Annotated in this window: 21 protein-coding genes; 17 read left to right on the top strand and 4 right to left on the bottom strand. The window is 67.7% G+C overall.

The window, feature by feature from the left end:
• Positions 1-57 precede the first annotated feature (57 nt).
• From modB to miaB, 5 genes are all read left to right on the top strand, one after another.
• Positions 58-726, top strand: coding sequence for a molybdate ABC transporter permease subunit (gene modB / locus Cte04_RS11685; RefSeq protein ID WP_066477254.1), 669 nt, complete (start codon positions 58-60; stop codon positions 724-726).
• Positions 727-819: 93 nt separating this feature from the next.
• A complete protein-coding gene (gene modC, locus Cte04_RS11680) occupies positions 820-1917 on the top strand; it encodes a molybdenum ABC transporter ATP-binding protein (RefSeq protein WP_066477247.1) in 1098 nt (365 codons plus the stop codon).
• A gap of 149 nt (positions 1918-2066) precedes the next feature.
• Positions 2067-2933: a formate dehydrogenase accessory sulfurtransferase FdhD gene (fdhD, locus tag Cte04_RS11675; RefSeq protein ID WP_083526628.1), complete on the top strand. Its 867-nt coding sequence runs from the start codon at positions 2067-2069 to the stop codon at positions 2931-2933.
• 70 nt (positions 2934-3003) lie between these two features.
• Entirely contained in the window at positions 3004-3414 is a 411-nt protein-coding gene (locus Cte04_RS11670) for a hypothetical protein (protein WP_066477242.1), read from the top strand.
• A 167-nt stretch (positions 3415-3581) separates the two neighbouring features.
• The gene (gene miaB, locus Cte04_RS11665; protein ID WP_066478035.1) at positions 3582-4910 is read left to right on the top strand and encodes a tRNA (N6-isopentenyl adenosine(37)-C2)-methylthiotransferase MiaB; all 1329 of its coding nucleotides are present in this window, start codon (positions 3582-3584) and stop codon (positions 4908-4910) included.
• A 22-nt stretch (positions 4911-4932) separates the two neighbouring features.
• Here miaB and Cte04_RS11660 read toward each other — a convergent pair whose 3' ends face one another.
• Positions 4933-5835 (bottom strand): MBL fold metallo-hydrolase, encoded by a 903-nt coding sequence (locus Cte04_RS11660; RefSeq protein ID WP_066477241.1) that lies wholly within the window; start codon positions 5833-5835, stop codon positions 4933-4935.
• A 126-nt stretch (positions 5836-5961) separates the two neighbouring features.
• On the opposite strand from Cte04_RS11660, the gene Cte04_RS11655 reads away from it, so the two are divergent.
• The 5 genes from Cte04_RS11655 to Cte04_RS11635 all read left to right on the top strand — a co-directional run bounded on the left by Cte04_RS11655 (position 5962) and on the right by Cte04_RS11635 (position 11283).
• Entirely contained in the window at positions 5962-6243 is a 282-nt protein-coding gene (locus tag Cte04_RS11655; protein ID WP_083526627.1) for an ArsR/SmtB family transcription factor, read from the top strand.
• Between the two features lie 14 nt (positions 6244-6257).
• Complete coding sequence (locus Cte04_RS11650) at positions 6258-6785, top strand: rhodanese family protein (RefSeq protein WP_066477224.1); 528 nt, start codon at positions 6258-6260, stop codon at positions 6783-6785.
• 129 nt (positions 6786-6914) lie between these two features.
• The gene (locus Cte04_RS11645; protein ID WP_066477221.1) at positions 6915-9287 is read left to right on the top strand and encodes a tetratricopeptide repeat protein; all 2373 of its coding nucleotides are present in this window, start codon (positions 6915-6917) and stop codon (positions 9285-9287) included.
• Positions 9284-10507, top strand: a complete 1224-nt coding sequence (locus tag Cte04_RS11640) for a hypothetical protein (protein ID WP_245633354.1) — start codon at positions 9284-9286, stop codon at positions 10505-10507. Before Cte04_RS11645 ends, Cte04_RS11640 begins: the two co-directional genes overlap by 4 nt.
• Positions 10504-11283 (top strand): DUF1266 domain-containing protein, encoded by a 780-nt coding sequence (locus Cte04_RS11635; protein WP_083526626.1) that lies wholly within the window; start codon positions 10504-10506, stop codon positions 11281-11283. The genes Cte04_RS11640 and Cte04_RS11635 overlap by 4 nt, the downstream gene beginning before the upstream one ends.
• A gap of 245 nt (positions 11284-11528) precedes the next feature.
• Here Cte04_RS11635 and Cte04_RS11630 read toward each other — a convergent pair whose 3' ends face one another.
• On the bottom strand, positions 11529-12101 hold the full coding sequence (locus Cte04_RS11630) for a C40 family peptidase (protein ID WP_066477216.1): 573 nt from the start codon (positions 12099-12101) through the stop codon (positions 11529-11531).
• Positions 12102-12323: 222 nt separating this feature from the next.
• Positions 12324-13712 (bottom strand): signal recognition particle protein, encoded by a 1389-nt coding sequence (gene ffh / locus Cte04_RS11625; RefSeq protein WP_066477214.1) that lies wholly within the window; start codon positions 13710-13712, stop codon positions 12324-12326.
• Positions 13713-14005: 293 nt separating this feature from the next.
• On the opposite strand from ffh, the gene Cte04_RS11620 reads away from it, so the two are divergent.
• The 7 genes from Cte04_RS11620 to Cte04_RS11590 all read left to right on the top strand — a co-directional run bounded on the left by Cte04_RS11620 (position 14006) and on the right by Cte04_RS11590 (position 23871).
• The gene (locus Cte04_RS11620) at positions 14006-14818 is read left to right on the top strand and encodes a cytochrome C assembly family protein (protein ID WP_066477213.1); all 813 of its coding nucleotides are present in this window, start codon (positions 14006-14008) and stop codon (positions 14816-14818) included.
• 82 nt (positions 14819-14900) lie between these two features.
• Positions 14901-15152 (top strand): PP0621 family protein, encoded by a 252-nt coding sequence (locus Cte04_RS11615; RefSeq protein WP_066477205.1) that lies wholly within the window; start codon positions 14901-14903, stop codon positions 15150-15152.
• Positions 15153-15156: 4 nt separating this feature from the next.
• Positions 15157-16938 carry a sensor histidine kinase gene (locus Cte04_RS11610; RefSeq protein WP_066477202.1) on the top strand — a complete coding sequence of 594 codons (1782 nt, stop codon included), beginning with the start codon at positions 15157-15159 and terminating at the stop codon, positions 16936-16938.
• A gap of 34 nt (positions 16939-16972) precedes the next feature.
• Positions 16973-18466 (top strand): sigma-54-dependent transcriptional regulator, encoded by a 1494-nt coding sequence (locus Cte04_RS11605; protein ID WP_157081977.1) that lies wholly within the window; start codon positions 16973-16975, stop codon positions 18464-18466.
• A 1-nt stretch (position 18467) separates the two neighbouring features.
• Positions 18468-19067, top strand: coding sequence for a 1,6-anhydro-N-acetylmuramyl-L-alanine amidase AmpD (ampD, locus tag Cte04_RS11600; RefSeq protein WP_066477198.1), 600 nt, complete (start codon positions 18468-18470; stop codon positions 19065-19067).
• A gap of 611 nt (positions 19068-19678) precedes the next feature.
• The gene (locus Cte04_RS11595) at positions 19679-22612 is read left to right on the top strand and encodes a ribonucleoside-diphosphate reductase subunit alpha (RefSeq protein WP_066477195.1); all 2934 of its coding nucleotides are present in this window, start codon (positions 19679-19681) and stop codon (positions 22610-22612) included.
• Positions 22613-22779: 167 nt separating this feature from the next.
• Positions 22780-23871 carry a ribonucleotide-diphosphate reductase subunit beta gene (locus Cte04_RS11590; RefSeq protein WP_066477192.1) on the top strand — a complete coding sequence of 364 codons (1092 nt, stop codon included), beginning with the start codon at positions 22780-22782 and terminating at the stop codon, positions 23869-23871.
• A 132-nt stretch (positions 23872-24003) separates the two neighbouring features.
• On the opposite strand, the gene Cte04_RS21745 is transcribed toward Cte04_RS11590, so the two are convergent.
• Positions 24004-24247 (bottom strand): hypothetical protein (locus Cte04_RS21745; protein WP_176573167.1); only part of this gene is annotated, 244 nt, incomplete at its 5' end.

Here is a 24247-nt window from a genome sequence, read left to right as displayed (position 1 = left end):
GAACCTGCGCCGGCGCCCTGCCCGGGGTGCCGGCGCAGGCCCTCTTTTTTTCGCGCCATGGAACTGAACGCCGAAGACTACGCCGCCATCTGGCTCACGCTCAAGCTCGCGGGCGTGACCACCCTGCTGCTCATGGTGCTGTGCACGCCGCTGGCCTGGTGGCTCGCGCATACGCGCTCGCGCTGGTCCGGCCCCATCGGCGCCGTGGTGGCCCTGCCACTGGTGCTGCCGCCCACGGTGATCGGCTTTTACCTGCTGGTCACCCTGGGGCCCAACGGCCCCATAGGCCAGCTCACGCAGGCGCTGGGCCTGGGCCAGCTGCCTTTCACGTTTGCGGGCCTGGTCCTGGGCTCTCTGATCTATTCCATGCCGTTTACGGTGCAGCCGCTGCAGCGCGCCTTCGAGGCCCAGGGCCCGCGCCCGCTGGAAGCCGCGGCCAGCCTGGGCGCCAGCCCGCTGGACCGCTTCTTCACCGTGGCCCTGCCGCTGGCCCGGCCCGGCTTCATCGCGGCCGCCGTGCTGACCTTTGCCCACACCGTGGGCGAGTTCGGCGTGGTGCTCATGCTGGGCGGCAACATTCCCGGCGTCACGCGCGTGGTCTCGGTGCAGATCTACGACCATGTGGAAGCCATGGAGTACGGCCACGCCCACCTGCTGGCCGCGGGCATGGTGGCCTTCTCGTTCCTGGTATTGCTGGCGCTCAACTGGCTCCAGCCCAAAAAATGACCCTCACGCTCGCTCTACCGACGTGCAGCCGCGGCGCCCCGAGGGGGCCTCTTTGGGCCCCGGGGCGGTACGGCGGCAAAAAATCCTCGACCCATGATTGAAGCGCGCCTCCAACTCACGCGCACCGACTTCGCGCTGGACGTGGACCTGCAATTGCCCGGCCGCGGCGTGACCGCGCTGTTCGGCCCTTCGGGCTGCGGCAAGACCACCTGCCTGCGCAGCCTGGCCGGCCTGGAGCGCGCCCGCGGCCGCGTGGCCGTCAACCAGACGGTGTGGCAGGACGATGCGCAAAAGCAGTGGCTGCCCACGCACCGCCGCGCGCTGGGCTATGTATTCCAGGAGGCCAGCCTGTTCGCCCATCTGTCGGTGCAGGGGAACATCGCCTACGGGCTGCGGCGCACGCCCGCGGAGCGCCGCAAGGTCCCGCACGAGCACGCCGTGGAGCTGCTGGGCATAGGCCATCTGCTGGAGCGCATGCCGTCCACGTTGTCGGGCGGCGAGCGCCAGCGCGTGGCCATTGCGCGGGCGCTGGCCACCAGCCCCGAAGTGCTGCTGATGGACGAGCCGCTGGCCGCGCTGGATGCCCAGCGCAAGGCCGAGGTGCTGCCGTATCTGGAGCAGCTGCAGCGCAGCCTGCTGATTCCCATCGTCTATGTGAGCCACTCCATGGACGAGGTCGCACGCCTGGCCCAGCACATGGTGCTGCTGCGCGCGGGCCAGGTGGTGGCCCAGGGGGCGGTGACCGAGCTGCTGTCCAGTCTGGACCTGCCGCTGGCACAGGGCGACCTGGCCGCCGCCGTGGTCCAGGCCCGGGTGCAGTCGCATGACACCGGCGACTGCCTGAGCACGCTGGAATTCGACGGCGGCAAGCTGCTGCTGGTCATGAACCGGCCGCGTGCCGTGGGTACCCTGGTGCAGCTGCGCGTGCAGGCGCGCGACGTGAGCCTGAGCCTGTCCCGCCCCGAGGGCACCAGCATTCTCAACATCCTGCCGGTTTCCATCCTGGGCATGCGCGAGGACGGTCCGGGCCAGGTCATGGTCTCTCTGCAGGCCGGCCGCCCTGCGCACTCCGCCGCGCAAGGCGGCACGCGGCTGCTGGCGCGCCTGAGCCGGCATTCGGCCCAGGCCCTGGAGCTGCAGGTGGGCATGCAGGTGTTCGCGCAGATCAAGGGCATGGCGTTATTGGATTGACCCCCTGGGCGGTTCGCGCTTCCCCCTGGAAGGGGGGCGACAGCTTCGCTGCGGGGCGGCGGGGCTGCCCAGGCCCTTGCTCGCTGTCCCTCGCCTGGTGAATGCCAGTTTTGGCCGGGCTTGGTCTCTGGCATCACTATCATCCCCCCATGACCGCGCCGACCTGCCCCCTGCCTCACCTGCAATCGCTGCAGCCCCTGCAGCGCCATGCCGTGGAGTTCCACGACGCCGGCCAGGTGCAGGCCCAGGATCGCACGCTGGCCAGCGAGGTGCCGGTCGCGCTGGTCTTCAACGGCATCTCGCATGCGGTGATGATGGGCTCGCCCACCGACGCGGCCGATTTCGCGCTGGGCTTTGCGCTGACCGAAGGCATCATCGACCGGCCAGCCGACTGCTACGGCATCGAGGTCGCGCCCGTGGCCGCGGCGGCCGCCGGCCTGCCCGAAGGCATGGACGGGCTGGAAGTGCAGATCGAGATCGCCTCGCGCTGCTTTGCCCGCCTCAAGGACCGGCGCCGCAGCATGACGGGGCGCACGGGCTGCGGCGTCTGCGGCGTCGAAAGCTTCGCAGCGCTGGACCTGTCGTTCGATCCCCTGCCCGCGCACGGCTGGCTGGATCAGGTCGATGCTGCCACCGTGCTCAAGGCCATGGACACGCTGCCGCCGCGCCAGCTCCTCAACGCCGAAGCCGGCGCCGTCCATGCGGCCGGCTGGGCCACGCTGGATGGCGAGGTCACCGACGTGCTCGAGGACGTGGGCCGCCACAATGCGCTGGACAAGCTTGTGGGACGGCTGGCACGCACCGGGCGCCTCCACCAGCCGGGCTTCGTGCTGCTGTCCAGCCGCGGCAGCCACGAGCTGGTGCGCAAATGCGCCAAGGTCGGCATCGCGGCCCTGGCCACGATTTCCGCCCCCACGTCCATGGGCGTGCGCATGGCCGAACTCACGGGCCTGCGCTTCTGGGGCCTGTGCCGCAGCCCCCGCGCCGTGCTCTATGCGCCGGGCCGCAATGCCTGAGTGCCGTCCTGCCCCGCGACCGGGCCCGTAAAATCGCAGCCTTTCCGCCACCAGCCTCTGGATATACACCATGAACCGCTGCAAAACCCCATTGTCCGCAGGCCGCCGCCTGTGCGCTGCCGCGCTGCTGGCCGCCACGGCTGCCGCCGCCGGCACCGTGCTGGCCCAGGGACTGCCGTCGGACGAGACGCGCAACTTCCCGCCCAACGCCCAGTTCGGCGAACTGGTCGTCAGCAACTTCCCCGAAGTCACGCTCAATGGCGAGACCATCCGCACCACGCCGGGCTTTCGCCTGTTCAGCCCCGAGCGAACGCTGGTCTTCGCCAGCAACTACCAGGGCCAGAAACTGGCCGTGGGCTATGTGGTCGAGCCGCAGACCCAGTGGCTGCACACGGCCTGGATCCTGACGCCCGCCGAAATCGAGAAGTACAAGCCCGCGAGCACCAAGCCCGGCCTGCTGCGCGGCCTGTTCGGCTCCTGAACGCTGCCGGCCGGCCCGTTCGGCGCTACCGATTTCAAAGCTGCCAGCGCTTGCATCGCAAGCATCTAGCTGTCATTCACCCATCAACCCAAGGCCATGCTTGCGCCAACAGCTATGGCTTTTGAGCCTGCCGCCGCGGCGGGCCCGTCACAGAACGAGTGTTCCCCATGAGCAAGAAAGTCTTCATCAAAACCTTCGGCTGCCAGATGAACGAGTACGACTCGGACAAGATGGCCGACGTGCTGGGCGCGGCCCAGGGCTACGAGTCCACCGACGATCCGGAGCAGGCCGACCTCATCCTGTTCAACACCTGCTCGGTGCGCGAGAAGGCACAGGAGAAGGTGTTCTCCGACCTCGGCCGCTTCAAGCACCTGAAGGAAAAAGGCGTGCTCATCGGCGTGGGCGGCTGCGTGGCCAGCCAGGAGGGCGAGGAAATCATCAAGCGCGCGCCCTACGTGGACGTGGTCTTCGGCCCGCAGACCCTGCATCGCCTGCCCGACCTGCTCAATGCCCGCGCCGCCAAGGCCAGGCCGCAGGTGGACATCAGCTTCCCCGAGATCGAGAAGTTCGACCACCTGCCGCCTGCGCGCGTGGAAGGCGCCTCGGCCTTCGTTTCCATCATGGAAGGCTGCTCCAAGTACTGCAGCTACTGCGTCGTGCCCTATACGCGCGGCGAGGAAGTCAGCCGCCCGTTCGAGGACGTGCTGGTCGAGGTCGCCGGCCTGGCCGACCAGGGCGTGAAGGAAGTCACGCTGCTGGGCCAGAACGTGAACGCCTACCTGGGCAGGATGGGCGACACCGCCGAGCTGGCCGACTTCGCGCTGCTGCTCGAGTACGTGGCCGAGATCCCCGGCATCGAGCGCATCCGCTACACCACCAGCCACCCCAACGAGTTCACGCCGCGCCTGATCGAGGCCTACGCGAAGATCCCCAAGCTGGTCAGCCACCTGCACCTGCCCGTGCAGCACGGCTCGGACAAGATCCTGATGGCCATGAAGCGCGGCTACACGGCCATGGAGTACAAGAGCACCATCCGCAAGCTGCGCGCCATCCGGCCCGAGCTGGCCATGAGCAGCGACTTCATCGTGGGCTTTCCCGGCGAGACCGAGGAAGACTTCCAGAAGATGATGAAGCTCATTGCAGACGTGCGCTTCGACAACAGCTTCAGCTTCATCTTCAGCCCGCGCCCCGGCACGCCAGCTGCCAATCTGCACGACGACACGCCGCACGAGGTCAAGCTGCGCCGCCTGCAGGAGCTGCAGGCCGTGATCAACCACAACATCAAGGAGATCAGCGAGGAGCGCGTGGGCACGGTGCAGCGCCTGCTGGTGGAAGGCCATTCCAAACGCGGCAACGGCGAGCTGATGGGCCGCACCGAGTGCAACCGCGTGGTCAACTTCCCCGGCAACGAGCGGCTCATCGGCCAGCTCGTCGACGTGAAGATCACCGAGGCCATGGCCTATACGCTGCGCGGCGAGGTCGTGACCCGGGGCTGAAGTTCCCCGGGGCCGCAGCCTTCTAGATTTTCACCATGCCCGGGGGAAGGCGCACCGGAATCCTCAGATAGGACACGCCGTCGGCCTCTGCGGGCGGCAGCCGTCCCGCGCGCATGTTGACCTGCACCGAGGGCAGCAGCAGCGCGGGCGCGGCCAGCGTGGCGTCGCGCTTTTCGCGCAGCGCGACGAAGGCGTCCTCGTCCACGCCCTCGTGCACATGCACATTGTGCGCGCGCTGCGCGGCCACCGTGGTTTCCCAGGCATAGGCCTCGCGCCCCGGCGCCAGGTAGTCGTGGCACAGGAACAGCCGCGTTGCCGGGGGCAGCGCCAGCAGCCGCCGTATGGAGCGGTAGAGCTGGCGCGCGCTGCCGCCCGGAAAATCCGCCCGCGCCGTGCCGTAGTCGGGCATGAACAGCGTGTCGCCCACGAACACCGCATCGCCCACGCGGTAGGACACGCAGGCCGGCGTATGGCCTGGCGTGTGCAGCACCTGGATCTGCAGCGCGCCCAGCGCCAGCGCCTCGCCGTCGCGCAGCAGGCGGTCGAACTCGCGACCGTCGCCCGCCACGTCCAGGGCATGGAACACGGGCGCGAAGATGGCCTGCACCTCGCGGATATGTTCGCCGATGGCCACCGGCGCCCCCGTGCGCGCCTTGAGATAGGGCGCGGCGCTCAGGTGGTCGGCATGGGCGTGGGTCTCCAGGATCCAGCGCAGCGCCAGCCCCTGTTCAGCAATGGCCTGCAGCACGCGGTCGGCCGAGGCCGTGGAAACCCGGCCGCTGCGGTGGTCGTAGTCCAGCACGGGGTCGATGACGGCGGCCTCGCCGCTGCCCGGGTCGGACACCAGGTATGTGACCGTGAACGTGGCCTCGTCGAAGAAGGCCTGGATGCGCGGCGATGAAGAAGCGGAAGCGGTGTCGGTCATGTCGGCAATTCATATCGGCAATGCCGGGATGGCTTTGTTTATTTAGAATACACTAAATTAGATTTTTCTAAATTAACCATGTCCCAACACCAGACTCCGCAAGACCGAGAAGCTCAGCAAAGATTCATGCTGGAAGGCGCGGCCCAGGCCGCCGCCCTGCTGCGCGCCGTGGGCAACGAGCACCGTCTGCTGGTGCTGTGCCTGCTGCTGGCCCGCGAAGAAATGACCGTGGGCGCGCTGCTGGAGCAGGTGGCGCTGAGTCCCTCGGCCCTGTCCCAGCATCTGGCGCGCATGCGCGACGAAGGGCTGGTGGCCTACCGGCGCGAGGCCCAGACCCTGTACTACCGCATTGCCAACCCCGACGTGGCCAGGCTGATTGCCACGCTCAAGGACATCTTCTGCCCCTGAAAGACAGGAACGCCATGACGATCAAATCCCTTTCCCCCCAGGCCGCCCAGGCCCTGATGAACCAAGGCAGCGCCCTGCTGGTCGACATCCGCCCGGCCGACGAGCATGCACGCGAGCACATCGCCGCCGCGCGCAGCATTCCCATGGACCAGCTGCCTTCGGCCGCGCCCGCGCTGCAGGGCCAGGACCTGATCTTCCACTGCCGCTCGGGCCAGCGCACCCGGCTCAATGCCCGGGCACTGGCCGCCTGCACCAGCGGCCAGGCCTATGTGCTCGAAGGCGGGCTCGACGGCTGGAAGCAGGCCGGCCTGCCCGTGCGGCGCGATGCCTCGCGCCCGCTGGAGCTGCAGCGCCAGGTGCAGATTGCCGCGGGCGCCCTCGTGGCCGTCGGCACGGCACTGGGCACCGCGGTCTCGCCCTGGTTCTATCTGCTGCCGGGCTTCGTGGGCTGCGGCCTGGTGTTTGCGGGCGTGACCGGCTTTTGCGGCCTGGCGCGCCTGCTCATGAAAATGCCGTGGAACCGCCGCGCGCTCGCGGCCTGAGCCCGTTTCGGCCCCGCGAAGCCACGTCGGCCCGGCGCAAAAAGCGCAGCTGTCTGTCAAGCACCGTCATGCGCTGCGGCTAGGATCTGAAACTTTTCGGGGCCCAGGCCCGCTTTCTGTCGAGGATCCATGAATTCAACACGCGACGCCGCAGCGCTGCAGGGCGATGCCCTGCATGCTTTTCTAGACCAGGTTCAGGAACTGCTCCACGGCGACGATGAACAGCCGGCTGGCGACGGCCGCAGCACCATCAACCAGCAGGACCGCGCTGCGGCCGCCATCGAACTGATGGAACAGCAAAGCTTTGCCCCGGCCAGCGTGGCGGAGCTGGAGCGCCTGCACGATTTCTGGTTCATGCTGAACCGCCCCGAACAGGCCAATGCGCTGCTGCAGGCCCATGCCGAGGCAGCGCTGCAGGCCGAGGATGCCGAAAACCGTGCCGAAAGCGCCGTGCGCCTGGCGCTCAGCGACATCCAGAGCCGCCTGCGCTTCGACCGCGCAGGCGCGCAGCAACTGCTGCTGCCCGCGGCCCGGCAGATCGCCCAACTGCCCGAGCATGTGGACGCCGAAATGTACTGGATGGGCTGGGAATCGCTGGCCGACGGCGCCCAGGCCTGGGATATCGCCGAGCAGGGCTTGGACCTGCGCCGCGCCCACGAGAAAGCCGATCCCGAACAGGCCGCAGAGCATGCGTTCGGCGATGCCATGGCCTGCGTGCGCCGGGCCGAGATTGCATGCAAGCGCGATCCTGCCGAGGCATCGAACGCGGCCGTGCGCCATGTCCAGGCCGCTATCAACACGCTGCGCGATGCCGGCGCCGACCAGTCCGCCGACTTCGAGCGCTGGCTCTACCTGGGCTACCGCATCCTGGAGCTGGCGCCGCAGAGCATTCCTGCGCTGTTCATGGCCTGCGAGCAGTACCTGGCGCGCACCGAGAATCCGGCACCGTCGCAGGCGGTCCAAGCCCACCGGAAGGTCAAGATCGCGCGCCTGCAGGCGCTGGCCTGCGACCAGATGGGCCAGCGCGAGGCCGCGCTGCAGCTTGCCCCTCAGGGACGCTTCGGCCTGACCGACGACTCCGGCGACCCGTTCTCCGCGCGCGTGATGTACTGGCTGCGCGAGGCCGGCCGCCTGGACGAGGCCGCGGCCATCGCTCTCGAAAGCGTGATCCACTCGCGCCCCGGCTCGGCCGAGGCCGGCTACCGGCTGGCGCTGGAGCTGGTGGACCAGGACGCGGCCCATGCCGACACCTGGGCGCTGATCCTCGCCTGGGCGCAGATCGACGAAGACATGCGCCAGCTGCTGGCGCAGGAGGACATGCCGCCGCAGCCGGCCGAGCACTATCTGGAGCGCGTGCGCGCCAGCACTCCCGACCACTCCGTGCTGGCGCTGATCGAAGGCATGCGCCTGGCTGCCAAGCGCCAGATGGCGCAGGCCCTGCCGCTGCTGGAGCAATCGGTGGGTCGCCATCCCGAGTGGGCCGACAGCGACAAGCTGCCCACCCTCTGGGCCGCGCGCTTTGCGGCCTTGCCGCTGGAGGAGGCCCTGGCCCGTCCCTTCCCCGAAGCCCATGGCGGCCACTGGTGCTATGCGGCCGGCGTGGTGCTGGACGATGCGGATGACCTGGCGCCCCTGATGGGCGGCAAAAAGAAGGTGCCGTCCGACGAGGTGCGCGAGCCGCTGGTCGTGCGCTACTACGAGGAAGGCCTGGCGCGCTTCGAGCACTTCTGGGCCACGGGCCAGGGCCGCTACAAGGATGCCGACCTGCATGTGTATTCCATGCTGTGCAACAACCTGGCCATCAAGTACCGCAACGCCGAGCGCTGGGACGAGGCCGAGGCCCTGCACCGCAAGGGCCTGGCCAGCAGCCCGTTCGCCGAACACCATGACGGCCTGTGGTGGTGCGCGAACGGCCGCGACGACGACGCCGGCATCATTGCCGAAGCCGAGCAGCTGTGGCACTTCGCACGGGAGCACGGCTACAGCCGCCATGAGCCGCCGCGCTACTTCCCTACCGTCGCGCTGTCGCTGTACAAGCTCGACCGCGGCGACGAGATCAGCATCTGGCTCGAGCGCCTGGACGAGTGGTATGACGAACTCGATGAAGACGAGCAGCGCCAGGAGCGCCGCGACTATCTGGCCACCATGATGTCGCTGCTGGACTTCTTCTCGGTCTTCCGGCCCGAGCTGGTGCTGCCGCGCTTGCGCGCCCACCAGGATGAAGTGCGCGCCCTGCAGGACAGCTATCCGCTGCGACGCCTGGCCGGCGCGCTCGAGGCCTACCCAGAGCACCTCGAAGAAGCCGTGGCCCTGCACCGCGAGTCCGCGACCTACCTTGGCCGCAACGCCAAGCGCAGTTTCGCGCTGGGCAACGACAACGAGGCCGAAGCCCGCATGTCGCAGGACGGCCTGGAAAAGGCCGAGCGCAAGCTGGCCGAGGCACAGGGCCTGCAGCCGCAACAGGCGGCATCGGGCGACAAACCCTGGTGGAAATTCTGGTGAGCCAGATACTTTCCGGTACCGAAGCGCGGCAGGCCCCGCGTGCCGGCCCGCCGGCCGCGGCCAATGCCTACAAGGCACGCGACGTGGTCAATGCGCCCCGGATCAAGGCGCGCATCCGCGAACGCAGCGAGCAGCGCGGCGACGCGCCCGAAATTGCGGCCTGGCTGGGCAACCATTTCTACCGCCATGTGGTCGGCAATGTGCAGGCCGACGCGGATGCCGCCACGCCCACCGTGCAGCGCATTGCCGATGCAGCGGCACTGCAGGCCCTGCTGGGCCGCGAGCCCGCACCGGCCTGGGCGCTGGAGCGCCTGGAAAAGAAGTCCCGCGGCTTCGACCTGCCCGAGCTCTGGTGGGTGGAGCCCGACGCGCCGGCGGTGCTGGCGCTGGAAGCACGGCTGGTCGAATTCCTGTCCACGCGCAAGGGCACATCGCTGGAAGGCAAGCTGCAGCGCGTGAACTGCCCCCAGGCCCTGGCGCGCTGGACGCTGGAGCATCTGGCCTTCGAGAAAAAGCGCGCCAGCGGCTGGGTCGAGCATGCGCCGGACGCCGTGCACGGCCTGCTGCGCGGCCAGCTGGGCACTTTCGTGGAGTTCGACGGCAAGAGCCCCCGGCTGCGCCAGGAAATGGCCTATGAAAGCCGGATGATGGGCCACTGCGTGGGCCAGTTTGCCGACGCCAGAAGCCTTTCCGGCGGCTACGGCGAGCACTACGCCGAGGCCTGCGAAGCAGGCCGCATGCGGCTGTTCAGCTACCGCACGGGGCAGGCCCAGCCGCGCATCACCGTCAATGCCTTTGTGCAAAAGGACGGCAGCCTGCAGGTCGAGCAGATCAAGGGCAAGCAGAACCGGCCGCCGATCGCGCGCTACGTGCCCGACGTGGTGGCCCTGCTCAATCACCTGCCGCTCAACAGCGAAGTGCCGCCCGACGCGCTGGCCATGGGCATTGTGCGCCGTCCCGACCACCTGCTGGCCGGCCGGGAAACGGCCCCCTGGTGCGCCGTGGCCGAGATGCGCACCGAGGCCGAGCAGCTGTGGCTGCTGACGCAGCATCCGCAGCTGCTGCCGCAGCTGGACCTGTGCTCGCCCTTCATGCAATGGATGGTGGCGGCGCGCAAGGACAGCGTGGAAGCTGCCGTCATCGACCGCATGCCCAAGAGCGCTGCGCTGCATCAGGCGCTGGACCTGGCCAGACGCCGCGCGAGGACAGCCGCACCATGATCCGCAAGCTCTTCTTCCTGGCACTGCCCTGGGCGCTGGTCTATGTGCTGGGACGCATCCACTGGCTGCTCGGCTTGCTGGCCCTGCTGGGCCTGTTCTGGATCGTGCGCAGGAGCTGGCGCAGGGTCAAGGAAGCCCGGCACCGTGGCGATGTCTCCAGCTACAGCACAGGCAACGATGCCCTGAACTGGGCGCTGGCCCTGGCCCACCCCATGGCCTTCCACAGCATCCAGGGCGGCTTTGCGGACAGCCATCTCTCGGGCGCCGACGAGACCCTCGCGGCCCAGCTGCGTCCCATGGTGCTGCACCACCTGGGCATGCGCACCGACCTGGACGATGCCAGCATCGCCAGGCAGCTGCCCGATCTGCTGCGCCAGCGCTGGTTCATGCAGGACCTGCAGAAGCTCCACCCCGGCGACGATCCACGCGCCGCCATGGCCTTTGCCTGCGCGCGTGCGGCCTTCTATGTGCGCTGCGCCTTTCTGCTCGGCTGGCTGCAGGAGGACCTGCACAAGCAGGTGCTGCTGCTCAACGCCCGCCGCGCCCAGCAATGCTTTGGCAGCTGGCTGGAGTTCGGCACCGCCTATGCCCGGGGCCGCCGGCAATGGATCGCCCAGGGCCGCGCCGATGTGCTGGGCAAGGCCGTCGGCGAGGAGGAAGTGGCGCAATGGGTGGCCGATCCCCGGCATCCCTGGCATGCCATGGACTGGCGCCTGGTGCTGGATACGTCGGATGCACCGGCGCAGGCCCTTCCTGCCCACGCGGCTGCAACCTAGCTTAGTGCTATGCAGCTAGCAACAGAGGCTAGCAGCAGAGGCGGGGGCTCCGCCCGGCCGCCGAATTCCCTTCTTGCCGCGCAGCAAGAAGAGTGGGCCGCCAGCCGGGGCGAGTCCCGGCGCCGCCGGCATGACCTCTACCCACTGCACAGGCATGCCCTGGCCCCCATGGCACCGGAAGCGTAAGCCGCTATCAAAAACCAAGGGACGGCAAGCAGTCCCCTGATTGTTTTGCCTGCACCGTATCAGGCAAAGATGCTGCGCGCCTCGGTAAATCGCCTGGCGAAATAGACGTTGTCCATGCGCACGCGTTGCACCGTGCCGCCGCTGGACGGCGCGTGCACGAACTGGCCGTTGCCGACAAAAATGCCCATGTGCGAATAGCGCCCGCCCAGGGTGTTGAAGAACACGAAGTCGCCGCGCTGCAGGTCCCGGCCGTCGACGGGATTGCTGACCTGCGCCCATTGGGAAGTGGTGCGCGGCAGGCGTGCCGCGGTGATGCCGCCCACGGCCCACTGGATCAGGCCGCTGCAGTCGAAGCCTCCCTCGGGCGAATTGCCGCCATAGGTATAGGGCGTGTTGACCACCAGCATGGTGCGTGCCAGCAGCGCCTCGCGCAGGTCCTCGGTCAGGTTCAGGGCGGCCACCGGGCGGACGGAGCCGCCCGGGGCGCCCGGCCCCGGACGGCTTCTGGGCGCGGAGGAGCAGCCGGCCAGCGCCGCCACCAGCGATCCGGCCAGCATCAGCGCGCAATGGCGCCGGCTTCGGTCCGCGGGCCGGGCCGCGCCGTCCATGGAAGTCCAGGCTTGTACTTTCATGGGGATGGATGTTCTCAGAAACCGGCGCCCGGCTCCAGTCTTCGCGGCCGATCTTTACAAAAAAGTGAGCTGCCCGCGCCACGCAACCGTCGCATCTGCGGTGAAATCGCTGCAAAAGCCAATGCCTGCCAGCGCCATCCGCTCACTTTTCAGATAGCACCGGCATGAAAAAAGCGCTCTGCAAGAGAGCGCTGGATGGGAGCCGCAAAGGCCCGGGGCCGATCAGAACGGCAGCTTGGGCATGCCGCCGCCCATCATGCCCTTCATGGCTTTCATGCCGCCCATCTTCTTCATCATCTTCATCAGGCCGCCGCCTTTGAACTTCTTCATCATGCCCTGCATCTGCTCGAACTCCTTGAGCAGGCGGTTGACTTCCTGCACCTGCACGCCGGCGCCGTCGGCGATGCGCTTCTTGCGCGTGGCCTTGATGATGGCGGGGTTCTTGCGTTCCTTGAGCGTCATCGAGCAGATGATGCCTTCCTTGCGCTTGATCTCGCGCTCGGCCTTGTCCATGTCCACCTGGCCGGCCTTGCCCGCGAGTTCGGCGGGCAACTTGTCCATCAGCGTCGAAAGGCCGCCCATCTGCTTCATCTGCTGCAGCTGGGCCAGGAAGTCGTTGAGGTCGAAGCCGTCGCCGCTCTTGAGCTTCTCGGCCATCTTCTGCGCGGCTTCCATGTCCACGCCCTTGGTGACCTGTTCGACCAGGGCCACGATGTCGCCCATGCCCAGCACGCGCTGCGCATGGCGATTGGCGTCGAAGACCTCCAGGCCGTCGATCTTTTCCGAAACGCCCGCGAACTTGATGGGCGCACCCGTGATCTGGCGTACCGACAGCGCGGCGCCGCCGCGCGAGTCGCCGTCGAGCTTGGTCAGGACAATGCCGGTCAGCGGCAGCGCTTCCTTGAAGGCCTTGGCCGTGTTGACCGCGTCCTGGCCCTGCATGGCATCGACCACGAACAGGGTTTCGACGGGCTTGAGCGTGGCGTGCAGGTCCTTGATTTCGGCCATCAGCAGCTCGTCGATGGCCAGGCGGCCGGCCGTGTCCACCAGCAGCACGTCGAAGAAGTGCTTCTTCGCGTAGTCGATTGCCGCCACGGCGATGTCGTGGGGCTTCTGGTCGGGCGTGGACGGGAACCACTCGGCGCCGGCCTGGGCCGTCACGGTCTTGAGCTGCTCGATGGCCGCGGGGCGGTACACGTCGCCCGAGACCGTGAGCACCTTCTTCTTGCGCTTCTCGACCAGGTGCTTGGCCAGCTTGGCCGTGGTCGTGGTCTTGCCCGCGCCCTGCAGGCCGGCCATCAGGATGACGGCCGGCGGCTGGGCATTGAGGTTGATGTCGGCCACGCCCTCGCCCATGGTGGCGGCGAGTTCCTTGTTGACGATGGACACCAGCACCTGGCCGGGCTGCAGCGAGCCCAGCACTTCCTGGCCCAGCGCCTTTTCCTTGACGCGGGCGATGAAGTCGCGCACCACGGGCAGGGCCACGTCGGCCTCGAGCAGGGCCATGCGCACCTCGCGCAGCATGTCCTGCACGTTGGATTCGGTGATGCGGGCCTGGCCGCGCATCTCCTTGACGAGGCGCGAGAGTTTTTCGGTCAGAGCGGAGGCCATAAGCGGGAACGTTGAAGGGTTGTATATGCGCAGGCGCAGCCGCCTGCCCGGCCGGCGCCGGCGGCAGCCGCCGCACCGGGTGCGGGGCCGGACCGGCGCGGATCATGGCCGCGCCAGGCATCCGGCCTGAAAGCGGGTATTTTACCCGCTGCACCCATTCCCGCCCTGCAGGGATGGCGGTCCGCATGCAGGCCCGCCTGCGGCTTGCAGCATGCCGGCAGCGCCCGCAAAGCCGGGGCAAAAGCCGGCATCTCCGCAGTTAGCCCCGAAGGCGGGGACTTATCATAGAGAACATGCTCTCCCTGCCTTTTTCCGCTGCCGGTACCAGCCCCGTGGGTTGGGCCCTGACCATTGCGGCAGCCATTGCCTATGCCATTCCCGCACTGGCCGCGCGCCGCATGCAGGAGGCCGGCGCCCGGATCTGCCTGCGCCTGGCCTGGGCGCTGCACGCGCTGACGCTGGCCTGGGCCTGGCTGGGCGAGATGCCGCGCTTCGGCTTTGCGCCGGCGCTGTCCATCACCGCCTGGCTGGTGCTCACGGTGTATGCCGTGGAGCAGCAGCTGTATCCCCAGCTGCGCTCGCGCCTGCTGCTGGCCGCCCTGGGCAGCATGGCCGTGCTGCTGGCCGCGCTGTTCCCGGGCACGCCGCTGCATGTTGATGCCTCCCCGTGGCTGCCGCTGCACCTGGCCCTGGGCATCGCCTCCTACGGCCTGTTTGCCGCGGCGGTGGTTCACGCGGCGCTCATGAACCGCGCCGAGCGCCAGATGCGCCATGGCGGCAGCCAGGACGGCGGCCTGCCGCTGCTGACGCTGGAGCGGCTGACCTTTCGCTTCGTGGGCGCCGGCTTCGCTCTGCTGACCGCCACGCTGGCCGCCGGCTGGCTGTTCGGTGAGCAGCTCTACGGCAAGGCCTGGGTATGGAACCACAAATCGGTGTTCTCGCTGCTGTCCTGGCTCACCTTTGCCGTGCTCCTGGTCGGGCGCGAACGCTTCGGCTGGCGCGGCCAGAGCGCCGTGCGCGTGCTGTATGCGGGCGCCATCCTGTTGCTGCTGGCCTACGCGGGCTCGCGCTTCGTGATGGAAGTGCTGCTGGGGCGGGCCGCATGACGGAGCTTGCACCGGTGCCGCCCCGGCAAGGCATTTCCCCTGCGGACATGCTTTTTCTGCCTTCCTGTTTGTGTCAGCTCCAATGAAATACCTGCTGGTTCTGCTGGTGGTCGCCGTGGCCATCCATATCTGGCGCCGCAACCGCCGCGCGCGGATGGCCGCGCGCGCGCAAGGCGACGGCCGCCCCGGCCGCACCATCGCACCGCCGCAGGACATGGTGGCCTGCGCCACCTGCGGCCTGCACCTGCCGCGCGCCGATGCGCTGGCCTCGCCGGCCGCCCGCGGCCAATACTTCTGCTGCGCCGAGCACCGCGACGCATTTGCGCCGCGCTGATGCCATGAAGGACTCCCTGCCCTCCTGGTCGCAGACCGTGATACCGCTGGATGTCACGATCTCGCGCCAGGCCAATGCCACGCTGAACGCGCCGTTCGTGCGGCTGTGGCAGGCATTTCTGACGGGGCGCGTGCTGCTGGCCGCAGCGCTGGTGCTGCTGCAGGTCTCGGGCATACGGCTGCAGGCCACGGTCACGCCGCTGGTCTGGGCCGTGTGCCTGGGCTATCTGGCACTGACCCTGGTGCTGCGCTGGACGGCGGGCCGGCATCTGCCGGCGCCGCGCGCCGGATTGCAATGGCTGCCCGTCATCGGCGTGGACATCGCGGCCATCTTTCTGCTGCAGGTGCTGCAGGCCGGCTCGCTGAACTACACGGCGCTGCTGGCCATTCCCATCCTGATCTCGGCGGCGCTGGGCAGCCTGGCGCTGGCCTTCGGCACCACGGCCAGCGTCACCATATTGATGCTGATCCTGGTGTCCTGGCAGAACACGACGGCCGCCGGCGGCGGCGCCCAGGCCTATTACCAGACGGCCTTTGCCTGCGCCGGCTATTTCGGCGTGGCCTACCTGACCCACGAGCTGGCCCGCCGCGTGCGGCGCGAGCGCGCGCTGGCCCTGTACAACCGCCTGCGCACCCAGACGCAGGAGCAGGTCAACACGCTGGTGATCGACAGCCTGTCCGACGGCGTGCTGGTGGTCGACCCCAGCCTGCAGGTGCAGCAGGTCAACCCGGCGGCGCTGCAGCTGCTGGGCCTGCCGCCCGATCATGCACAGAGCTTCTCGCTGGCGTCCCGGCCCGCCTGGGAACCGCTCAAGGAGGCGGTGGTCGCCAGCTTCACCCATGTCAAGCCGCTGTCCACCACCCTCCATCTGCCGGTGGACGGGCCGCAGGGACCCACGGGCCTGCATCTGCGCACGCGCATCACCGAGGTTTCCGCGCCCGACACGGATTCCCGGCAGACGCCGGGCGCACCGTATTCGCTGTGCGTGATGTTTCTGCACGATCTGCGCGAGATGGAGGCCCGGCTGCGTACCGAGAAGCTGGCCGCCATGGGCCGCATGTCGGCCGCAGTGGCGCATGAGATCCGCAATCCGCTGGCCGCCATTGCCCAGGCCAATGCCCTGCTGTCCGAAGACCTGAACCAGCACCCGGGCCAGCAGCAGCTGTGCCGCATCGTGGGCCAGAACGCGGACCGCCTGGCGCGCATCGCCGAGGAAATCCTCAACATCGCGCGCGTGCAGCAGGACGGGCCCCAGGCCATGGGCCAGGCCCTGGCGCTGGACCACCACACGGCGCTGTGCTGCGGCGAATGGCAGGCCCAGGCCGCCCCGCTGCGCGGCCTGCAGCTGCATCTGGACGCCGCGCGGCACACCATTGTCTTCGACGAGGAGCACCTGCGCCGCATCCTCGTCAATCTGCTGGACAATGCCCAGCGCCACCGCAGCGGCACGCAGGATGCCGCCAGCCTGCAGGTGATCACCAGCCAGGGCTCGGCCATGACCGGCAACCAGCCCTGGTTGCAGGTCTGGAGCGACGGTGCACCGCTGGAGTCCAGCGTCCAGCGCCACCTGTTCGAGCCCTTTTTCTCCTCCCAGAGCCGCTCCAGCGGCCTGGGCCTGTACATATGCCGCGAGCTGTGCGAGCGCTACGGCGCCAGCATCGGCTACCAGCGCCTGGCGCGCCCGACGGCGCGCGGCATGGTGGAGGGCAATGCGTTCACGGTGATATTCCGCAGCAGCGCGGGCGCACCGGCCGCCGCCTCCCTGTTTGATTCGATTGTGGTGTAGACCCGTGACCTCCTTGCCCACCGCCTCCATTCTCGTGGTCGACGACGAACCCGATCTGCGCACGCTCTACGAGCTGAGCCTGCTGCGCGAAGGCTACCGCGTGGAAACCGCCTCCTGCGTGCAGGAGGCGCACGAGCTGCTGCGCTCGTGCCGCTTCGACGTGGTGATCTCCGACATGCGCCTGCCCGACGGCATGGGCCTGGAGATCCTGCAGCAGCTGCGCGAGCAGCAGCGCCGCGAGCGCTGCATCGTGATCACGGCCTACGGCTCGGCCGAGAACGCCGTGGGCGCGCTGCGCGCCGGCGCCTTCGACTACCTGACCAAGCCCGTGGACCTCAAGCAGTTCCGGCAGGTGGTGGCCTCGGCCGTCCAGGGCATGGGCAGCGCAGCTGCCGCACCGGCCTCGGCCGATGCCAGCCCCATCCTGACCACCGGCCTGCCCGAGCAGGGCCATGCCGCGCTGGACATGCTGGTGGGCACTTCGGCCGTCATGCAGTCGGTCAAGCAACGCATCGCCAAGGTGGCCAAGGGCATGGCGCCGGTGCTGGTGCACGGGGAATCGGGCACCGGCAAGGAACTCGTGGCGCGCGCCCTGCATGCCTGCAGCCAGCGCGCCCAGGGGCCGCTGGTCGCCGTCAACTGCGGCGCCATTCCCGAGAACCTGCTGGAGGCCGAATTCTTCGGCGCGCGCAAGGGCTCGTACACCGGCGCCACGCAGGACCGGCCCGGCTATTTCCAGGCGGCCCAGGGCGGCACGCTGTTCCTCGACGAGATCGGCGACCTGCCGCTGGCCATGCAGGCCAAGCTGCTGCGCGCCATCCAGGAGCGCAGGATCCGCCCGCTGGGCAGCACCCAGGAAGAGGCCGTGGACGTGCGCATCGTCAGCGCCACCCACCGCGACCTGGCGGCCGATGTGCAGGCCGGGCGCTTTCGCCAGGACCTGTACTACCGCCTCAACGTGATCGAGGTCACCCTGCCGCCACTGCGCGAGCGCCGCGACGACCTGCCCGAGCTGTGCCGCGCGCTGCTGCACAAGCTGGCCCGCGAGTCGGGCCTGCACGAGCCCATGCTCGACGCAACCAGCATCGCGCAGATCGCCCAGCTGCCGCTGCCCGGCAATGTGCGCGAGCTCGAGAACGTGCTGCACCGCGCGATCGCGCTGGGCGACGGCGGGCCGCTGCGCATCCCGGCCGAGACCCTGGCGGCCGCCGCCCATGCGCCCTGGCCGCCGTCCGCCCCGCAAAGCCGGCCGCCCGCAGCCGCCGCCATCTCGCTGACGCCCCCTCCGCCGCCGCCCGCAGAGACCGTGCCCCCGGCCGAAGCGGACACGGCCGTGCCGGCGGACCTGCAGGCCTGGCTCGACGAGCAGGAGCGCGCCATCCTGATCCGCGCGCTGCAGGACAACGGCTTCAACCGCACGGCCACGGCCGCGCGCCTGGGCATCAGCCTGCGCCAGATCCGCTACCGCATCGAACGCCTGGGCATCCAGTTGCCCGGGGACGCTGCCCGGACAGAGCCGGAGCACTGAGATGGCCGCCTCTCCATACCCCGACCTCTGGCAGCAGGGCTGGCTGAACACGGCCAGGCACCTGCCCTCGCCCAATTTCGGCCCGCGGCCCGATGGCGCGCTCATCGATCTGGTGGTCGTGCATTCCATCAGCCTGCCGCCCGGCGAGTACGGCACGGGCGCCGTGCAGCAGCTGTTCACCAACCGGCTCGACTGGGACGCGCACCCCTATTACCAGGGGATACGCGGGCTGGAGGTGTCCTCGCACTTCTTCATCACGCGCGCAGGCGAGGTCTGGCAGTTCGTGAGCTGCGACGACCGCGCCTGGCATGCCGGCGTCTCGCAGTGGCGCGGACGCGAGCGCTGCAACGACGACTCCATCGGCATCGAGCTCGAAGGCCTCGAAGGCCTGCAGTTCGACGCGCCGCAATACGCGGCCCTGGCCGAGCTGTGCCGGGCCATAGGCCGGCGGTACCCGGTGCGCTACATCGCCGGCCACGAACATATCGCGCCGGGCCGCAAGCAGGACCCGGGGCCGGGCTTCGACTGGCAGAACCTGCACGCGCAGCTGGCCGCCGATGCAACAACGGCCGGCTGGCAGCTTCCCCCGCGGCAGGACTGAAGGACTGCGCCTTGAGTTCCTGGGGCGACGCAAGCCGTGCGGCAGCCGGACGCTCCCATACCAGGAGCTGGCAGCGCCCGCCCAGCCATGATTCCCAAATGGTTTGGACCTGTAATCCACAGACAACCGGCGCGGACTGCTCCTGATTTGAATGCACGACTGCGCGCGGCCGGCGCGCCCTGGGTGCTTTCGGTCCCCGCTCGGCAGAAAGGCCTTTGGCTTGCCACTGTCAATGCCGGCCGGCCTGCCGTTGTGTTCTTCGCCACACCCGCAGATTTTTTACAAACTGTTCCAGGCTTCGGGGCCGGGGCGGCAAAGCGCGCCAGCACGTCGTTTGCGGCATTTTGCGCGCCGCTGCGCGGTGCCCGTTCCGGCTGTCAAGAAGCTGTCCGAAACAGCGGTTTGGTAGTTTCAGCAGGTTACGCGGATTCAACGGCGATACACTACCGGTAGTGTTCCAAAGCGCCCGAAACGCTACATCTAGTGTTTACAAGTTGTGCACACCCTGTGCAAACCATGTGTAGACCGGAGCGCCGATTCCGTTTGTTCGATGCCTGCCGCCTGTGCAGGCCCCTGTCTGCCTTATCCACATCCGACCGAAGAGGAAACTTATGCAAGAAGCGCTGAATTCCCTGTCTTCTGCCGCGCAATCCGGCGCAGCCACCCCTTCCTCCCAGACCGACAACTACCAGGTCATCCGCCGCAGCGGCGACGTGGTCTCCTTTGCCCCCCAGAAGATTGCCGTGGCGCTGACCAAGGCTTTCCTGGCCGTGCGCGGCGCCCAGGGCGCGGCTTCCGCCAGCGTGCGCGACATGGTCAACGAGCTGACCGAGGGCGTGGTGCGCGCCCTGCTGCGCTCGCGCCCCGAAGGCGGCACATTCCACATCGAGGACATCCAGGACCAGGTGGAACTGGGCCTGATGCGCGGCGGCCACCACGATGTGGCCCGCGCCTATGTGCTGTACCGCGACCGCCGCAACCAGGAGCGCGCCGAGCAGAAGAAGTCCGCCGAGGCCGCTGCCGCCGCGGCCACGGCCAAGCCCGCGCCCACGCTGCATGTGACCGACAACGGCCAGCGCGTGCCGCTGGACCAGCAGCGCCTGCAGGCGCTGATCGAATCGGCCTGTCTCAACCTCAATGCCGACATCCAGTCCGCCCCCATCGTGGCCGAGACGCTGCGCAACCTGTACGACGGCGTGCCCCTGGCCGAGGTCTACAAGGCTGCCATCCTGGCCGCCCGCACGCTGATCGAGAAGGATCCAGACTACACCTACGTCACGGCCCGCCTGCTGCTGCACACCATCGTGCGCGAAGTGCTGCAGCGCGACGTGCAGCCCGCCGAGATGCAGGCCGCCTATGCCGAATACTTTCCCGGCTTCATCCGCAAGGGCGTGGACAACGAGCTGCTCAACCCCGAACTGCTGAACTTCGACCTGCCCCGCCTGGGCGCGGCACTCAAGGCCGAACGCGACCAGCAGTTCGACTACCTGGGCCTGCAGACGCTGTACGACCGCTACTTCCTGCACGTCAAGAAGACGCGCATCGAGCTGCCCCAGTCCTTCTTCATGCGCGTGGCCATGGGCCTGGCGCTCAATGAGGACGACCGCAACGCGCGCGCCATCGAGTTCTACGAACTGCTGTCCTCGTTCGACTTCATGTCGTCCACGCCCACGCTGTTCAACAGCGGCACGCTGCGCTCGCAGCTGTCGTCCTGCTACCTGACCACCGTGCCCGACGACCTGGACGGCATCTACGAATCGATCAAGGAAAACGCGCTGCTGTCCAAGTTCGCGGGCGGCCTGGGCAACGACTGGACGCGCGTGCGCGCACTGGGCTCGCGCATCAAGGGCACGAACGGCGAATCGCAGGGCGTGGTGCCTTTCCTCAAGGTGGTCAACGACACGGCCGTGGCCGTGAACCAGGGCGGCAAGCGCAAGGGCGCGGTCTGCACATACCTGGAAACCTGGCACCTGGACATCGAGGAATTCCTCGAGCTGCGCAAGAACACCGGCGACGACCGCCGCCGCACGCACGACATGAACACGGCCAACTGGATTCCCGACCTGTTCATGAAGCGCGTGATGGAAAAGGGCCAGTGGACCCTGTTCTCGCCCGCGGACTGCCCCGACCTGCACGACCTCTATGGCGAAGCCTTCGAGAAGGCCTACACCGCCTACGAAGCCAAGACCGAAAGCGGCGAGCTCAAGCTGTTCAAGCGCGTGCCGGCCGTGGACATGTGGCGCAAGATGCTCTCGATGCTGTTCGAGACCGGCCACCCCTGGATCACGTTCAAGGACCCCTGCAACATCCGCTCGCCCCAGCAGCACGTGGGCGTGGTGCACTCGTCCAACCTGTGCACCGAGATCACGCTCAACACCAGCGACACCGAAACCGCGGTCTGCAACCTGGGCTCGGTCAACCTGTCGCGCCACATCAAGGAAGGCGTGGATGCCAACGGCGTCGCCGTCAAGATGCTGGACCACGACAAGCTGCGCAAGACCGTGAACACGGCCATGCGCATGCTGGACAACGTGATCGACATCAACTACTACGCCGTGAACAAGGCGCGCGACTCCAACCTGCGCCACCGCCCCGTGGGCCTGGGCCTGATGGGCTTCCAGGATGCGCTGTATGAAATGCGCACGGCCTACGCCAGCCAGGGCGCCGTGGAGTTCGCCGACCAGTCCATGGAAGCCATCTGCTACTACGCCTACTGGGCATCGACCGAGCTGGCCAAGGAGCGCGGCACCTACTCCAGCTTCAAGGGCTCGCTGTGGGACCAGGGCATCCTGCCTCCCGACACCCTGAAGCTGCTGGAAAAGGCCCGCGGCGGCTATGTGGAAGTGGACCGCTCGGCCCAGCTGGACTGGGATGCGCTGCGCGCCAAGATCGCCAGGGACGGCATGCGCAACTCCAACTGCGTGGCCATCGCGCCCACCGCCACCATCTCCAACATCGTGGGCGTGGATGCCTCGATCGAGCCCTCGTTCGGCAACCTGTCGGTCAAATCCAACCTGTCGGGCGAGTTCACCGTCATCAACCAGTACCTGGTGCGCGACCTCAAGCGCCTGGGCCTGTGGGACGACGTGATGGTCATGGACCTCAAGCACTTCGACGGCTCGCTGCGCGCCATCGACCGCGTGCCCCAGGAGATCAAGAACCTCTACGCCACCGCGTTCGAGGTCGAGCCCCAGTGGCTGGTGGAAGCCGCCTCGCGCCGCCAGAAGTGGATCGACCAGGCCCAGAGCCTGAACATCTACATGGCCGGCGCCTCGGGCAAGAAGCTGCACGACACCTACATGCTGGCCTGGGTGCGCGGCCTCAAGACCACGTACTACCTGCGCACCACCAGCGCCACGAACATCGAGAAGTCCACCGTCCAGAGCCGCGTGCTCAACGCCGTGCCCACCGCACCTGCTGCGCCCGCCGCACAGCCCGCCATGAGTACGCTGGAAGCCGCTGCCGCGGCAGCACGCGCCCAGGCCCCGGCCACGGACATCAAGTTCTGCGCGATCGACGATCCGGGCTGCGAGGCTTGCCAGTAAACAGCACCCCCTGAGGCGCTACGCGCCTTCCCCCTCTCTCTTCGGGAGGGGGACGCCACCAGCGCGGCGGGGCGGCGGGGCCGCCTAGGCCCTTGCGCGGTAGCCCTGGCCTGGGGCGCGTCGGTTTTGAGGGCGCGCCTGACTTCTTGAATTCAAAGGAACATCACATGCTGACTTTCGACGACGATACTTTTGCGCCAGCCGCTTCCAGCAGCGAAGCCGCCACGTCCTCCAGCACCCAGCGCCGCGTCAATGCCGCGGACAAGCGCATCATCAATGCCAAGACCGACGTGAACCAGCTGGTTCCGTTCAAGTACAAGTGGGCCTGGGAAAAGTACCTGGCCACCTGCGCCAACCACTGGATGCCGCAGGAAGTGAACATGAACCGCGACATCGCGCTGTGGAAGGACCCCAACGGCCTGACCGAGGACGAGCGCCGCATCGTCAAGCGCAACCTGGGCTTCTTCGTGACGGCCGACTCGCTGGCCGCCAACAACATCGTGCTGGGCACCTACCGCCACATCACGGCGCCCGAGTGCCGCCAGTTCCTGCTGCGCCAGGCATTCGAGGAAGCCATCCACACCCACGCCTACCAGTACATCGTGGAGTCGCTGGGCCTGGATGAAGGCGAGATCTTCAACGCCTACAACGAAGTCCAATCCATCCGCGACAAGGACGAATTCCTGATCCCCTTCATCGAGGCGATCATGGACCCCGACTTCAAGACCGGCACGCCCGAGAACGACCAGAAGCTGCTCAAGTCGCTGATCGTCTTCGCCTGCCTGATGGAGGGCCTGTTCTTCTATGTGGGCTTCACGCAGATCCTGGCCCTGGGCCGCCAGAACAAGATGACCGGCGCTGCCGAGCAGTACCAGTACATCCTGCGCGACGAGTCCATGCACTGCAATTTCGGCATCGACCTGATCAACCAGCTCAAGCTCGAGAATCCGCACCTGTGGACCGCCGAGTTCAAGCAGGAGATCACCGAGCTGTTCCTCAAGGCCGTCGAGCTCGAATACCGCTACGCCGAAGACACCATGCCGCGCGGCGTGCTCGGCATGAACGCCTCGATGTTCAAGGGCTACCTGCGCTACATCGCGAACCGCCGCGCCACGCAGATCGGCCTCGAAGCGCTCTTCCCCAACGAGGAAAATCCCTTCCCCTGGATGAGCGAAATGATCGATTTGAAGAAAGAACGTAACTTCTTTGAGACACGAGTGATCGAGTATCAGACCGGAGGCGCACTTTCTTGGGATTAATTGCTTCTTAGCAGGCACAATGCGAGTCATGACTTGCTTCACTTCCTCGCTACAAAAAATGCGTTGGGGTCGTGGAGCAAATTCGTGTTCATTGCGATGCGTCACTCCACATCGCATTGAATCGCTTTGCAGCTAAAAACTGCCAAGCGTTTTAAGCAAATCAACGAAGGAGAAAATGATGGCAACTGCGAAGAAGACGGCCGCCAAGGCCACTACCGAGAAAAAGGCAGCGACAAAAAAGGCGGCCGCGCCCAAGGCTGAAGCCGTGAAGAAGACGGCAACCGCCAAGGCTTCAGCTGCTGCTCCCAAGGCCTCCGCCAAGAAGGCTGCAGCCCCCAAGGCCGCAGCAACCAAGACCGCTGCCAAGAAGGCTGCC

Origin of the sequence: Comamonas terrae (assembly GCF_001544075.1) — a bacterium.
Classification (GTDB): domain Bacteria; phylum Pseudomonadota; class Gammaproteobacteria; order Burkholderiales; family Burkholderiaceae_C; genus Comamonas; species Comamonas terrae.
Note: the sequence above shows the minus strand (reverse complement) of the source record. Positions and strands in the feature narration are given on the sequence as shown.

What these genes read in the sequence shown, in the direction of transcription:
- modB (WP_066477254.1), top strand. Translation starts at nt 58, where the DNA reads ATGGAACTGAACGCCGAAGACTACGCCGCCATCTGGCTCACGCTCAAG.
- modC (WP_066477247.1), top strand. Translation starts at nt 820, where the DNA reads ATGATTGAAGCGCGCCTCCAACTCACGCGCACCGACTTCGCGCTGGAC.
- fdhD (WP_083526628.1), top strand. Translation starts at nt 2,067, where the DNA reads ATGACCGCGCCGACCTGCCCCCTGCCTCACCTGCAATCGCTGCAGCCC.
- Cte04_RS11670 (WP_066477242.1), top strand. Translation starts at nt 3,004, where the DNA reads ATGAACCGCTGCAAAACCCCATTGTCCGCAGGCCGCCGCCTGTGCGCT.
- miaB (WP_066478035.1), top strand. Translation starts at nt 3,582, where the DNA reads ATGAGCAAGAAAGTCTTCATCAAAACCTTCGGCTGCCAGATGAACGAG.
- Cte04_RS11660 (WP_066477241.1), bottom strand. Translation starts at nt 5,835, where the DNA reads ATGACCGACACCGCTTCCGCTTCTTCATCGCCGCGCATCCAGGCCTTC.
- Cte04_RS11655 (WP_083526627.1), top strand. Translation starts at nt 5,962, where the DNA reads ATGCTGGAAGGCGCGGCCCAGGCCGCCGCCCTGCTGCGCGCCGTGGGC.
- Cte04_RS11650 (WP_066477224.1), top strand. Translation starts at nt 6,258, where the DNA reads ATGACGATCAAATCCCTTTCCCCCCAGGCCGCCCAGGCCCTGATGAAC.
- Cte04_RS11645 (WP_066477221.1), top strand. Translation starts at nt 6,915, where the DNA reads ATGAATTCAACACGCGACGCCGCAGCGCTGCAGGGCGATGCCCTGCAT.
- Cte04_RS11635 (WP_083526626.1), top strand. Translation starts at nt 10,504, where the DNA reads ATGATCCGCAAGCTCTTCTTCCTGGCACTGCCCTGGGCGCTGGTCTAT.
- Cte04_RS11630 (WP_066477216.1), bottom strand. Translation starts at nt 12,101, where the DNA reads ATGAAAGTACAAGCCTGGACTTCCATGGACGGCGCGGCCCGGCCCGCG.
- ffh (WP_066477214.1), bottom strand. Translation starts at nt 13,712, where the DNA reads ATGGCCTCCGCTCTGACCGAAAAACTCTCGCGCCTCGTCAAGGAGATG.
- Cte04_RS11620 (WP_066477213.1), top strand. Translation starts at nt 14,006, where the DNA reads ATGCTCTCCCTGCCTTTTTCCGCTGCCGGTACCAGCCCCGTGGGTTGG.
- Cte04_RS11615 (WP_066477205.1), top strand. Translation starts at nt 14,901, where the DNA reads ATGAAATACCTGCTGGTTCTGCTGGTGGTCGCCGTGGCCATCCATATC.
- Cte04_RS11610 (WP_066477202.1), top strand. Translation starts at nt 15,157, where the DNA reads ATGAAGGACTCCCTGCCCTCCTGGTCGCAGACCGTGATACCGCTGGAT.
- ampD (WP_066477198.1), top strand. Translation starts at nt 18,468, where the DNA reads ATGGCCGCCTCTCCATACCCCGACCTCTGGCAGCAGGGCTGGCTGAAC.
- Cte04_RS11595 (WP_066477195.1), top strand. Translation starts at nt 19,679, where the DNA reads ATGCAAGAAGCGCTGAATTCCCTGTCTTCTGCCGCGCAATCCGGCGCA.
- Cte04_RS11590 (WP_066477192.1), top strand. Translation starts at nt 22,780, where the DNA reads ATGCTGACTTTCGACGACGATACTTTTGCGCCAGCCGCTTCCAGCAGC.